Source organism: Rhodococcus sp. Z13_19A (assembly GCF_058133575.1).
The window spans coordinates 394,854-407,221 of the sequence record NZ_JBYUNN010000001.1 but is presented as its reverse complement, the minus strand read 5'-3'; the positions used below and the strand labels follow the sequence as shown (position 1 = coordinate 407,221).

General features: G+C 73.2%; 11 protein-coding genes. 10 read left to right on the top strand and 1 reads right to left on the bottom strand.

Going from position 1 to position 12,368, the window contains the following annotated elements; all coding sequences use genetic code 11:
• Nucleotide 1 precedes the first annotated feature (1 nt).
• The 10 genes from AC3YNX_RS01845 to AC3YNX_RS01800 all read left to right on the top strand — a co-directional run bounded on the left by AC3YNX_RS01845 (nucleotide 2) and on the right by AC3YNX_RS01800 (nucleotide 9,969).
• Complete coding sequence (locus tag AC3YNX_RS01845; RefSeq protein WP_489994425.1) at nucleotides 2-1,579, top strand: molybdopterin-dependent oxidoreductase; 1,578 nt, start codon at nucleotides 2-4, stop codon at nucleotides 1,577-1,579.
• 177 nt (nucleotides 1,580-1,756) lie between these two features.
• Nucleotides 1,757-2,440, top strand: a complete 684-nt coding sequence (locus AC3YNX_RS01840) for a fasciclin domain-containing protein (RefSeq protein WP_489981933.1) — start codon at nucleotides 1,757-1,759, stop codon at nucleotides 2,438-2,440.
• A gap of 410 nt (nucleotides 2,441-2,850) precedes the next feature.
• Nucleotides 2,851-3,645: a redox-sensing transcriptional repressor Rex gene (locus AC3YNX_RS01835; RefSeq protein ID WP_127784939.1), complete on the top strand. Its 795-nt coding sequence runs from the start codon at nucleotides 2,851-2,853 to the stop codon at nucleotides 3,643-3,645.
• Nucleotides 3,642-5,153 carry a glutamyl-tRNA reductase gene (locus AC3YNX_RS01830; RefSeq protein ID WP_489994424.1) on the top strand — a complete coding sequence of 504 codons (1,512 nt, stop codon included), beginning with the start codon at nucleotides 3,642-3,644 and terminating at the stop codon, nucleotides 5,151-5,153. The genes AC3YNX_RS01835 and AC3YNX_RS01830 overlap by 4 nt, the downstream gene beginning before the upstream one ends.
• On the top strand, nucleotides 5,150-6,121 hold the full coding sequence (gene hemC / locus AC3YNX_RS01825) for a hydroxymethylbilane synthase (RefSeq protein ID WP_489994423.1): 972 nt from the start codon (nucleotides 5,150-5,152) through the stop codon (nucleotides 6,119-6,121). The genes AC3YNX_RS01830 and hemC overlap by 4 nt, the downstream gene beginning before the upstream one ends.
• Complete coding sequence (locus AC3YNX_RS01820) at nucleotides 6,118-7,683, top strand: bifunctional uroporphyrinogen-III C-methyltransferase/uroporphyrinogen-III synthase (RefSeq protein ID WP_127784061.1); 1,566 nt, start codon at nucleotides 6,118-6,120, stop codon at nucleotides 7,681-7,683. Before hemC ends, AC3YNX_RS01820 begins: the two co-directional genes overlap by 4 nt.
• A 21-nt stretch (nucleotides 7,684-7,704) precedes the next feature.
• Complete coding sequence (gene hemB / locus AC3YNX_RS01815) at nucleotides 7,705-8,676, top strand: porphobilinogen synthase (RefSeq protein WP_127784060.1); 972 nt, start codon at nucleotides 7,705-7,707, stop codon at nucleotides 8,674-8,676.
• A complete protein-coding gene (locus tag AC3YNX_RS01810) occupies nucleotides 8,673-9,236 on the top strand; it encodes a hypothetical protein (protein ID WP_489994422.1) in 564 nt (187 codons plus the stop codon). Before hemB ends, AC3YNX_RS01810 begins: the two co-directional genes overlap by 4 nt.
• Entirely contained in the window at nucleotides 9,233-9,700 is a 468-nt protein-coding gene (locus tag AC3YNX_RS01805) for a hypothetical protein (RefSeq protein WP_489994421.1), read from the top strand. The genes AC3YNX_RS01810 and AC3YNX_RS01805 overlap by 4 nt, the downstream gene beginning before the upstream one ends.
• On the top strand, nucleotides 9,697-9,969 hold the full coding sequence (locus tag AC3YNX_RS01800; RefSeq protein WP_489994420.1) for a hypothetical protein: 273 nt from the start codon (nucleotides 9,697-9,699) through the stop codon (nucleotides 9,967-9,969). Before AC3YNX_RS01805 ends, AC3YNX_RS01800 begins: the two co-directional genes overlap by 4 nt.
• 76 nt (nucleotides 9,970-10,045) lie before the next feature.
• On the opposite strand, the gene AC3YNX_RS01795 is transcribed toward AC3YNX_RS01800, so the two are convergent.
• Nucleotides 10,046-12,289 (bottom strand): MMPL family transporter, encoded by a 2,244-nt coding sequence (locus AC3YNX_RS01795; protein ID WP_489994419.1) that lies wholly within the window; start codon nucleotides 12,287-12,289, stop codon nucleotides 10,046-10,048.
• Nucleotides 12,290-12,368 lie beyond the last annotated feature (79 nt).

The following is a 12,368-nucleotide window of genomic DNA, read 5'->3' as shown; positions in this document are numbered from 1 at the left end:
CATGACCTCACCCGCGCCCACCTCAGCTGGGCCGAGCACGCCTGGCCGCTCGCCGTCCGTGCGCCCCCGTCGCCCGGCCCTCGTCGCCGCCGTCGCTGGCGTGCTGGCGGTCGTGGCGGCGCTCGCCGTCGCCCACCTGTTCGCCGGGCTCGTCGACCCGGAGTCCTCTCCCTACCTCGCGGTGGGCAACGCGGCGATCGACCGCACGCCGGAGTGGGCCAAGTCCTTCGCGATCGAGCAGTTCGGCAGCAACGACAAGAAGGCCCTGCTCGTCGGCATGGGGATCGTGCTGCTGCTGGTGGGCGCGGTCGCCGGCCTGCTCACCCGGGTGCGGGTGGCGGCCGGGGTGGCGGTGCTGGTCGCGCTCGGGGCGGTCGGCGCGCTGGCCGTGCTCGACCGACCGGACACCGCGCGGGTGGGCGTGCTCTCTGCGCTGGTGGCTGCGGTGGTCGCGGTGTCCGTGCTCCTCACCCTGCTGCGGGCGGCGGCCGCGCCCGCCGTGTGCGACGACGGCGCGGAGGTGTCCCGGCGCAGCTTCCTGGGCACCTCGGCCGCGGTCGCCGTCGGCGCTGGCGTGGCCGGACTCGGCGGGCAGGCGGTGCTGTCGAAGGTGGACGCGTCGGTGGTGGGGACCCGGGCGGCTGCCCAGCCGCTGCCCCCGCTGCCCGCCGGGGTGGACTTCGTCGCCGACGGCGGCCTGCCCTTCACCACCAGCAACGACACCTTCTACCGGGTGGACACCGCGCTCTCGCCGCCCCAGGTCTCGGCCCGGGACTGGTCGCTGCGCATCCACGGGATGGTCGATCGCGAGATCACGCTCAGCTTCGACGAGCTGGTCAGCCGGCCGCTGGAGGAGCGGCGCGTGACGCTCACCTGCGTGTCCAACGAGGTGGGTGGGGACCTGGTGGGGTCGGCCGCCTGGGTCGGGGTGTCGCTGCGCGACCTGCTGCTGGAGGCCGGGGTGCAGGCCGGCGCCGACCAGCTGCTGTCCACCGCCATCGGCGGGTACTCGGCGGGCACCCCGCTGGCCACGGTCCTCGAGCCCGACCGCGGGGCGATGCTCGCCGTGAACATGAACGGCCAGCCGCTGCCGGTGGAGCACGGCTTCCCGGTGCGGATGCTGGTGCCGGGTGTGTACGGCTACGCCTCGGCCACCAAGTGGATCACCGACATCGAGCTGACCACCTTCGCCCAGAAGAAGGCCTACTGGGTTCCGCGGGGCTACGCCGAGCGGGCACCGATCAAGCTGCAGTCGCAGATCACCAGCCCCGGCGGGTTCGAGCAGGTCCCGGCGGGCCGGGTCACCGTCACCGGCACCGCCTGGCGACAGGGGGTGGGCATCCGCTCCGTCGAGGTGCGCCTGGACGACGGCCCCTGGCTGCCGGCCCGGCTGGGCACCGAGGTGGGCAGGGACACCTGGCGCATGTGGCGGATCGACCTGCCTGACGTGGGGGCCGGCAGCCACACCGTCACCTGCCGGGCCACCGATGCCGAGGGCAACCTGCAGGTGCAGGAGCGGGCGGCCACCCTCCCCGACGGGGCCTCGGGGTGGCACAGCGCGCTGTTCACCGTGGCGTGAGCGGCAGGTCACCCAGGGCGGGCGGCGGGACGGCCTGCACTGTCCACTCTGGACTGCCCGCGAAGTCCGTTACCCAACTGTGATGCCACCGGATCGAACCGGAGTGACTGCGAGGCACGAAGACCTGATCAGACGGCCCGGAAAGACCGGGCTCGCACGAACCAGGAGGACATTGACATGAGAAAGACTCAGCGACTCGCAGCTGTCGGTGCGCTCGCGGCACTCACCCTGTCCATCGCCGCCTGCAGCAACTCGGAGGAGGCCTCCACCGAGACCACCTCCGCGGCGCCCACCACCTCGGCGGCGGCCTCCAGCTCGGGGGCACCGTCCTCGGCGGCCGCAGCCGCCTCCAGCAGCGGGGTCACCACGGTTGCCGACATCTTCGGACCCGCGTGCTCCAGCGTGCCGAAGACCGGTCCGGGCTCGCCCGAGGGCATGGTCAACCAGCCGGTCGCCACCGCGGCCTCGGCCAACCCGCTGTTCTCCACCCTGGTCACCGCCGTCAAGGCGGCCGGGCTGGTCGACACCCTGAACAAGCCGGACGCCGCCTACACCGTGTTCGCGCCCACCGACGCAGCGTTCGCGGCGCTGCCGGCGGGCACCCTGGACACCCTGTTGAAGGACCCGAAGGGTGATCTCACCAAGATCCTGACCTACCACGTCGTGCCCCAGCGCTACGACGCCGCCGGCCTTGTCAAGGCGGGCTCGGTCAAGTCCGTCGAGGGTGAGTCGGTCACCATCACCGGCACCGCGCAGGCGCCGCTGATCAACCAGGTCCCGGTCGCCTGCGGCAACATCCCCACCGCCAACGCCACGGTCTTCGCCATCGGCCAGGTGCTGATGCCGCCGGCCATGAAGTGAGCTGAGCCGCCCCGGCTCCACGAACGAGCGCACACCACGGGCGCCCCGGCCATCGCCGGGGCGCCCGTCGGCGTCCGCTCCGCCGACGGCGAGGTGACCTCGGTCGCACCGAACGCGCTCGGGTGGCGCGGCGAACCGGCAGGGAAAGGGCGGAAACGTCCCAGACCAGGCGCAGAACCGGGTGTGGGCAGCAGGGCGGCGGCGAGTGCGGCGCAGGTCACGGGCGCTGCAGCACACACCGCCACGACTTTGTGCAGGCGTTCACAAGCGGTTACCGTGGGTTCTGAGACCCCCTCAGCCCCCGGGCGGAGCTGCGTCCCGACCGGCGCACCCGTGTGCCCACGTCCTGCTTTCGCCCAGCCCACCCGTGCGAGGAGTTGATCGTGACCGAGCCGAGTGCTCCTCGCACGATGCCGCGTGCTGGCGCCACCGCAGAGGCGGGCGAGTCTACCGTCGGCGCCTCGCGCCCCAAGCAGGGGTCGGGCGAGGAGGTCCGGGCGGTGCCCGAGGCCACGGTGGCGCGGCTGGCGCTGTACCTGCGCGTGCTGGGCTCGCTGGTCGAGGCGGGCACCCGCACGGTCTCCAGCGAGGAGCTGGCCGCGCTGGCCGGCGTCGGTTCGGCCAAGCTGCGCAAGGACCTGTCCTTCCTCGGCTCCAACGGCACCCGTGGGGTGGGCTACGACGTGCCCCGCCTGGTCGGCCGCATCGAGCAGGCGCTGGGCCTGAACCGCCGCCACCGGGTGGCCCTGGTGGGAGTGGGCAACCTCGGCCACGCACTGGCCGGCTACGACGGTTTCGCTGACCGCGGCTTCACCGTGACCGCGCTGTTCGACAACGACCCCGCGCGGGTGGGCACCCGGCTGGGTGAGCTGGAGATCCGGCACCTCGACGACGTCGACGCCGTGTGTGCAGAGCTGGAGATCAGCATCGGGGTGGTGGCCACCCCCGCCGCCGCGGCGCAGCAGGTGTGTGACCGACTGGTGGCAGCCGGAGTCGGCTGCATCCTCAACTTCGCGCCGGTGGCGCTGCAGGTGCCCGAGACCGTGGACGTGCGGCGGGTGGACCTCGCCGTGGAGATGCAGGTGCTCTCCTTCCACGGCGCCCGGCGCGCCGCCGGGCGGGCCGCGGGCACCCAACAGGCCGGCCAGTCCGGAGCTACAGAGCAGACGAGGTCTGGAGGAGATGGATCGGTGATTGTGCCGTGAGTGTTCTGCTCGTGGGGATGTCGCACCGCAGTGCCCCCGTGACCATGCTGGAGCGCGTCGCCGTCACCGATGGTGAGCGTCCCAAGCTGCTGGAGGGCTTGCTGCGCTCCCCCCACATCTCCGAGGCGCTGCTGGTGTCCACCTGCAACCGGGTGGAGATCTACGCGGTGGTCGATGCCTTCCACGGTGCCCTCACCGACGTCGGCGAGCTGCTCGCCGAGCACGCGCAGTCCGACGTCGCCGAGCTCACCCGTCACCTCTACGTTCGCTACAGCGAGTCGGCGGTGGAGCACCTGTTCTCGGTGGCCAGCGGCCTGGACTCCATGGTGGTGGGCGAGCAGCAGATCCTCGGCCAGATCCGGTCCGCCTACGCCGCCGCCGACGCCGAGCAGACCGCCGGCCGCACCATCCATGAGCTGGCGCAGCAGGCGCTGCGGGTGGGCAAGCGGGTGCACTCCGAGACCGGCATCGACTCCGCCGGTGCCTCGGTGGTCTCGGTGGCGCTGCAGCGGGCGGCCAAGGCCCTGGGCTCGGACGACCTCAGCGCACGCAAGGCCGTGGTGCTCGGTGCCGGGGCGATGGGCGGCCTGGCGGTCGCGCTGCTGCAGCGCGCCGGGGTGGCCAGCATCGTGGTGGCCAACCGCACCCCCGAGCGCGCCGCGAACCTGGCGGCCACCGCCGCCGAGGGCAACGTGGAGGCACGCGCCGTGGGGCTGGACGAGCTGCCTGCGGTGCTGGCCGACGCCGACGTGCTGGTCACCTGCACCGGCGCGGTCGGCGCGGTGGTCACCCTCGCCCAGGCCCACCGGGCGCTGGCCGCTCGCTCACCCGACCGTGGTCTCCTGGTGATCTGCGACCTGGGCCTGCCCCGCGACGTCGAGCCCGCCGTGGCCGACCTGCCCGGCGTGGTGCTGGTGGGGCTGGAGGCGCTGCAGCGCGCGCCGGAGGCCCACGCGGCCTCGGCCGACACCGATGCCGCCCGCGCCATCGTGGCCGCCGAGCTGTCCACCTACCTCGCCGCCCAGCGTGCCGCCGAGGTCACCCCCACCGTCACCGCGCTGCGTCGGCGCGCGGCGGAGGTGGTGGAGGCCGAGCTGCTCCGCCTGGAGACCCGCCTGCCCACGCTCGGCGACGTCGAGCGCGATGAGGTGGGCCGAGCGGTGCGCCGCGTGGTGGACAAGCTGCTGCACGCCCCGACGGTGCGGGTGAAGCAGCTGGCCGCCGCGCCCGGCGGCGACACCTACGCCCAGGCGCTGCGCGAGCTCTTCGAGCTCGGGCCGGGCGCGGTGGACGCCGTCGCGGCCTCCACCACCAACCCGCCCACCACGGGTCCGCCCACCACGAACACGCACACGGTCGTGCCGCCCTCGATCGCCGCGGACGTCCCCAGCGACGTCCCCACGGTCCTGGACAGCGCGTTGACCGAGGCAGCCATGAACGAGGCGACGCTGGCCGAGTACATCTCGAGCGCCGACCCCGCACGACACCACGGGAACGGAGAGCTGTGAGCACGGGAGTACTGCGAATCGGTACACGAGGGAGCCACCTGGCCCTCACCCAGGCAGGAACGATCAGGGACGCGCTCATCGCGCACGGCCAGCCGGCCGAGCTGGTGGTGGTCCGCACCGCCGGGGACGCCTCGGCCGCCCCGGTGGCGCAGATCGGCGTCGGGGTGTTCACCGCCGCCCTGCGCGAGGCCCTGGCCGACGGCGAGGTCGACGTGGCGGTGCACAGCTACAAGGACCTGCCCACCGCCGAGGACCCCCGCTTCGTCCTCGCGGCCGTGCCGGTGCGCGAGGACTCCCGCGACGCCCTGGTGGCCCGCGACGGCCTGGTGCTCGGCCAGCTGCCCGCCGGGTCCACGGTGGGCACCTCCGCGCCGCGACGGATCGCCCAGCTGCACGCCCTGGGCCTGGGCCTGGACGTGGTGCCGCTGCGCGGCAACATCGACTCCCGGCTCGCCCGGGTGCACGACGGTGAGCTCGACGCGATCGTGCTGGCCCGTGCCGGGCTGTCCCGGGTGGGTCGCCTCGGTGAGGTGACCGAGTCCTTCGACCCCGTGCAGATGCTGCCCGCCCCGGCCCAGGGCGCCCTGGCCATCGAGTGCCGTGCGGGGGAGGAGGACCTCGTCGGTCTTCTGTCAACTTTGGAAGATCGCTCCGCACGTGCCACGGTTGTGGCCGAGCGCGCGCTCCTCGCCGCGCTGGAAGCCGGCTGCACGGCCCCCGTCGGCGCAGTCGCGGAGGTCGTCGAGTCACTCACCGACGACGGCCGCATCATCGAGGAGATCTCGCTGCGAGCGTGCGTCGCAGCGCTCGACGGATCTGAGGTGCTGCGGGCGTCCGGCGTCGGTGCACTCACCGATCCCACCGCACTGGGCGAGTCGGTGGCTGCCGAGCTGCTCGACCTCGGCGCCCGCGACCTCGTCGAAGCACCACCTGTAGAGCCACAACCCTCACTGGAGAGTCACCCATGAGCAGAGCCCGCAAGACCACTCCTGGACGGATCCTGTTCATCGGGTCCGGACCAGGCGACCCGGCGCTGCTCACCGTCCGGGCGCAAACGGTCCTCGCCCACTCGAGGATGGCCTTCCTCGACCACGACGTGGCCACCGGGGTCGCTGACCTGATCGGCACCGCGCTGCCCGAGCCGGCCGAGGGCGAGGGCCCCGTGGCCGACGTCCGCCCGGCCGTGGGCGAGCCCGCCGAGGTCGCCAAGGCGCTGGTGGCCGAGGCCAAGGCCGGCCACGACGTGGTGCGCCTGGTCGCTGGGGACCCGCTGTCCACCGACTCCGTCGTCGCCGAGGCGCAGGCCGTGGCCCGCACCTCCGTGCAGTTCGAGTTTGTGCCCGGCCTGACCGGTGCCACCGCGGTGCCCACCTACGCCGGCATCGCCATCGGCTCCGAGCACACCGTGGTCGACGTGCGCGGTGACGTGAACTGGGCGGCCGTGGCAGCCGCCCCGGGCCCGCTGGTGCTCAACGCCACATCCGGCCACCTGGCCGAGACGGCCAGCGCGCTGGTCGAGCACGGCATGGCCTCGCAGACTCCGGTGTCCATCACCACCAACGGCACCACCTGCAACCAGCGCACCCTCGACGCCACGCTGGCCACCCTCAACGAGGTCGGCGGCGCGCTGCCCGGCCCGCTGGTGCTCACCATCGGCAAGCTCGTCACCCAGCGGCACAAGCTCTCCTGGTGGGAGACCCGGGCGCTGTACAGCTGGAAGGTGCTGGTGCCCCGCACCAAGGACCAGGCAGGCGTGATGAGCGAGCGGCTGCGCACCCACGGTGCCGTCCCCGTCGAGGTCCCCACCATCGCCGTGGAGCCGCCCCGCAGCCCCGCCCAGATGGAGCGCGCGGTCAAGGGTCTGGTGGACGGGCGCTACCAGTGGGTGGTGTTCACCTCCACCAACGCCGTCCGTGCGGTGTGGGAGAAGTTCGCCGACTTCGGCCTGGACGCGCGCGCCTTCTCCGGCGTGAAGATCGCCTGCGTGGGCGAGGCCACCGCGGAGAAGGTCCGCAGCTTCGGCATCCACCCTGAGCTGCTGCCCTCCGGCGAGCAGTCCAGCGTGGGCCTGCTGGCCGACTTCCCGCCCTACGACGACGTGTTCGACCCGGTGGACCGCGTGCTGCTGCCCCGCGCCGACATCGCCACCGAGACGCTGGCCGAGGGCCTGCGCCTGCGGGGGTGGGAGATCGACGACGTCACCGCCTACCGCACCGTGCGCGCGGCGCCGCCAGCGGCCAGCACCCGCGAGATGATCAAGACCGGTGGCTTCGACGCGGTCTGCTTCACCTCCTCCTCCACGGTGCGCAACCTGGTGGGCATCGCCGGGAAGCCACACGCCCGCACCATCGTTGCCTGTATCGGACCGAAGACCGCCGAGACTGCTGCGGAGTTCGGCCTGCGGGTGGACGTGCAGCCGGAGACCGCCGACATCCCGTCGCTGGTGGACGCGCTCGCCGAGCACGCGGCCCGGCTTCGGGCCGAGGGCGCGCTCCCGCCGCCCCGCAAGAAGGTCCGCAGCAGGCGCTAGCCAGAGAAGGGGAGACCACCCGTGGTTCCCATTGACCGACCCCGCCGACTTCGCCGCACCCCCGCGATGCGCAGGCTGGTGGCAGAGACCGCCGTGCGCCCGCAGCAGCTGGTGCTGCCGATGTTCGTGGCCGAGGGGCTCACCGAGCCCCGTCCGATCGCGTCCATGCCCGGCGTCGTCCAGCACACGCTGGACTCGCTGCGCGCGGCGGCGGTGGAGGCCACCGCGGCCGGCGTCGGCGGGCTGATGCTCTTCGGCGTGCCCGCGGAGCGTGACGCCACCGGGTCCGGTGCCATCGACGAGAACGGCATCCTCAACGTGGGCCTGCGGGCGCTGCGCGAGGAGCTGGGCGAGGACACGGTGCTGATGGCCGACACCTGCCTGGACGAGTTCACCGACCACGGCCACTGCGGCGTGCTCGCCGAGGACGGCAGCGTGGACAACGACGCCACCCTCGAGCTCTACGTGGAGATGGCGGCGGTGCAGGCCGCCAGCGGTGCGCACGTGGTCGGCCCCAGCGGGATGATGGACGGGCAGGTGGAGGCCATCCGGATGGGCCTGGACCTGGTGGGTCACACCGACACCGCGATCCTGGCCTACTCGGCCAAGTACGCCTCGGCCTTCTACGGGCCCTTCCGCGAGGCGGTGGGCTCCACCCTGCGTGGGGACCGCAAGACCTACCAGCAGGACCCGGCCAACCGGCGGGAGTCTCGCCGTGAGGTGGACCTGGACATCGCCGAGGGCGCCGACATGGTGATGGTCAAGCCGGCCATGTCCTACCTCGACGTGCTGCGCGAGACCGCCGACCGCTCACCGCTGCCGGTGGCGGCCTACCAGGTCTCCGGCGAGTACGCGATGATCGCCGCCGCCGCGGCCAACGGCTGGATCGACCGGGACCGGGCGATCCTGGAGTCGGTGACCAGCATCCGCCGTGCCGGGGCCGACATCGTGCTGACCTACTGGGCGACCGAGGTCGCCGGGTGGGTGCGGTGAACGGTCCACCCCCGGCCGGTCCGGGCGGGCAGTACCCGCCGCAGGGCTGGCAGGGCGGCCCGCCGCCGGGTTGGCAGGGCGGCCCGCCGCCGGGCCGGGCTCCGCGCCCGCCCCGGCCTCCGCTGCCTCACGAGCTGCGCCTGGCCGTCTACCTCTGGCTGGCCAGCCTGGTGGTCGGCGTCATCGGCGTGGTGGTCTCCTTCGGCACCGCCCGCACCGCCCTGCGCGAGGAGGTCGACGCGCAGCTGTCCGGCAATCCCGACCTGGCCACCGTGGACCCCGACCTGGTCGTGGTGATCGCGGTGGTGCTGCAGAGCGTCGTGTGGGTGGCGCTGGTGCTCTTCCTGCTCTGGCGCCTGGCCGTGGGGTCGGCGTGGGCCAGGGTGGTGCTCACCGTGGTGGCCGTGCTCAACGTGGTGTCCACCGCGGTGTCCGTGAGCGGCGCAGAGCCGCTGGACGCGCTGCTGCAGGTGGTCAACGCGCTGCTCATCGCCTGCGCCGTGGTGTGCACCTACTCCGAGGGGGCCAAGCAGTTCCTCGCCCCCACCCGAGGCCGGTGAGCACCTCGCCCCTGCTGTTCGCCGAGCCCGGCGGACGGTGGCGCACCGTGGCCTACGGACCCGCGCTCTGCCTGCTGGCGGTGCTGCTGGAGCTGGTTCTGGGCGTGCCCGTGCACTGGTTCACCCTCATCGCCATCGCGCTGCTGCTGGCCGGGATCGCCGCGCTGCAGGTGGTGGGCGCCCGCAAGCACTGCACGGTCGAGCTGACGCCCACCGTGCTGCGCCAGGGCACCGAGGAGCTGCCCGTGCGCGAGATCGCCGCCATCTTCGACGAGCCCGGTGAGCGGGCGTGGGACGACGACCTCGAGCCGTGGGAGCTGGCCCGGGCGCTGGGGGAGTCGCACAGCGTCCCCCGACACCGGGTGGGGGTGGGCCTGGAGCTCGCCGACGGTCGGCTGGTGCAGGCGTGGGCGCGCAAGGACCGGGCGCTGCGCTCGGCGCTGCAGGAGGTGGTGCACCCGTGAGGCGCACCTGGGCAGTGCTGGTCGCCGTGCTGCAGGTGGTGCTCGCGGTGGTCCTCGTCGTCGCTGCCGGCTGGTGCTGGAGCCGCGGCATCGAGGTGGCCGACTTCCCGCCCTACACCGCCGACACCACCGTGCAGCCGGTCACCTTCTACTCCGGTCCGTGGCTGGGCGGGGCCATCGGCTGCGTGGTGCTGGCCGGGCTGCTCGTCGTGGACGGGCTGCGCCGGCTGTGGTCGGCCGGCGCGCTACCGGGGCTGTTCCGGGGCTGAGCCCGTCCCCGCCCCGGGGTGGGGTCGGCACGTAGTGCATGGGGTCTGTGCGTCGCTCAGGTGGCGGCAGGTCCCTTCACCTGCCGGCTCTCGCGAGGGCCGATGGCCACCAGATCGATCGTCCGATGTCGTGCGAGAGAGCCGGGACGAGGATGCTGCGCACCACGATGGTGTCCAGCAGCACGCCGAAGGCCACCGCGAAGCCCAGCTCGGCCAGGAACACCACGGGCAGCACTCCCAGGACCGCGAACGTCGCGGCCAGCACCACCCCGGCCGAGGTGATGACGCCTCCGGTGACGGCGAGGCCGCGCAGCACGCCCTCCCGCGTCCCGTGCTTCAGCGACTCCTCCCGGATCCGGGTCATCAGGAAGATGTTGTAGTCGATGCCCAGGGCCACCAGGAAGACGAAGGCGAACAGCGGGAACTCCTGGTCGGCGCCGGGGAAGTCGAAGACGTGGTCGAACACTAACCCGCACACGCCGAGCGTGGCGGCGAAGGACAGCACCACCGTGGCGATGAGCAGCACCGGCGCCAGCAGCGAGCGCAGCAGCAGCGCGAGCACCAGCAGGATCACCACCAGCACCACCGGGATGATGAGGTTGCGGTCGCGCACCGCCGCGGCCTGCACGTCCACGGTGCTGGCCGAGCTGCCCCCGACCCGGGCGTCGGCGCCGGGCACCGCGTGCAGCGCCGTCCGCAGGTTCTCCACGGTGTTCAGCGCCTCGGGGGAGTCGTAGGAGTCGGCGAGCACTGCGTTGACCACGGTGCGCCCGTCGATCGGGGTGACCTGCAGCTCCGGCGGCACGCAACCGGGCGCGGGGGCCGCCGCCGCGGGGGCCGCACCGCCGGAGCCGGCGCCGAGGGCGGCGAGCTTGGCGTAGTCCTCCTGCACGCACACCGAGCCGGGTGCGGTGGCCACGCCAGGCACCTGGGCGGCCGCCGCGGTCACCTCCGCCACGGCGCTGGCGTTGGTGGTGATCACCGCCGGGGCCCCGGTGCCCCGGGCGAAGGCAGCGTCGTAGAGCTCCTGGCCGACCACGGCGTCCGGGCGGTTGGTGAAGCCCTCGGAGGCGCTGAGCGTGCCGGTCTGCAGCGCGCCCATGCCGGTGACGCACAGCAGCAGGGCCACCGTGGCCCCCACCCACGCGGGACGGTCGCGGCGGCCGACCACCGCCGCGATGCGCCCCCACAGGCCGTGGGTGGCCAGGTCGGCGGCGCGGTCCACCCGCGGGATGCGGGGCCAGAACACCCAGCGCCCGGCCAGGGCCACCGCCACCGGCAGGAAGGTCATCATCACCAGCAGCGTGCAGGCGATGCCGATCGCGGCCACCGGGCCCAGGCCCTGGTTGGAGCGCAGCTCGGAGAAGGTCAGGCACAGCAGGCCCACCATCACCGTGACCGCGGAGGCCACGATGGCCGGCGCCGACCTCCGCCAGGCCCGGATCATCGCGTCGGCTCGGCTGGGACAGCTGTGCAGCTCCTCGCGGTAGCGGGAGATGAGCAGCAGGGCGTAGTCGGTGCCCGCGCCCAGCACGAGCACGAAGAGGATGCCCTGGCTCTGCCCGGTGAGGGTGACCACGTCGGCGTCGGCCAGGAAGTAGATGAGCATGGACGACAGGCCCAGCGCCAGCAGTGCGGAGAACAGCGGGAAGAACCACAGCACGGGCGAGCGGTAGACCACCAGCAGGATGGCGATGACCACCGAACCTGCGGCGACCAGCAGCACGCCGTCGATGCCGCTGAAGGCGTCGATGAAGGCCACCAGCAACCCGCCCGGGCCCGCCGAGTGCACCGCCAGGTCGGCCGAGCCCGGGTCGTCGGTCACCGCGGCTCGGGCGGCAGCCAGGAGGTCCTCCTCCACCGTGACCAGCTCGTCGCCCGGCACGCCCACGCCGGCCTGCTTGGCCACCAGCGGCGCGTAGATGGACGCGGTGGTGCCGTCGACGGAGACCTGCGGCGCCGTGACGGCGGCGGTCTGCACGCCGTCGACGCCCTTGATGGCGTCGAGGGCCTGGGTGAGGCTGGCGCGGTCGGGGTCGGTCAGGCCGGTCTCGCGGTGGAACACCACGAAGCCGGGCAGGGCCTCCACGTCCAGGAAGCGGGCCGACTCCTCGCCCACCTTGGTCGACTCCGCCGTGGCTGGCAGGTACGAGGCGTTGTCGTTCTTCTGGACCTCGGTGAGCTTGCCCTGGTAGCTGCCGCCGAACCCGCCGGCGAGCAGGGCCAGCAGCGCCACTGCGATGATGGCGAAGAAGGGGAAGCCGCGGGCCAGCGGGGAGCGGCCGGTGTCCGGTTGGGTCGGCTCATCTGTCTTGGTCATCGTGGTCTCCGGTTGGGTCTCCGGGTCGGGTCATCCGAGGGAGGGACCAGCCAGCCGTCGAGCGGCTGAAGGACCGATG

What these genes read in the sequence shown, in the direction of transcription:
- AC3YNX_RS01845 (WP_489994425.1), top strand. Translation starts at nt 2, where the DNA reads ATGACCTCACCCGCGCCCACCTCAGCTGGGCCGAGCACGCCTGGCCGC.
- AC3YNX_RS01840 (WP_489981933.1), top strand. Translation starts at nt 1,757, where the DNA reads ATGAGAAAGACTCAGCGACTCGCAGCTGTCGGTGCGCTCGCGGCACTC.
- AC3YNX_RS01835 (WP_127784939.1), top strand. Translation starts at nt 2,851, where the DNA reads ATGCCGCGTGCTGGCGCCACCGCAGAGGCGGGCGAGTCTACCGTCGGC.
- AC3YNX_RS01820 (WP_127784061.1), top strand. Translation starts at nt 6,118, where the DNA reads ATGAGCAGAGCCCGCAAGACCACTCCTGGACGGATCCTGTTCATCGGG.
- AC3YNX_RS01795 (WP_489994419.1), bottom strand. Translation starts at nt 12,289, where the DNA reads ATGACCAAGACAGATGAGCCGACCCAACCGGACACCGGCCGCTCCCCG.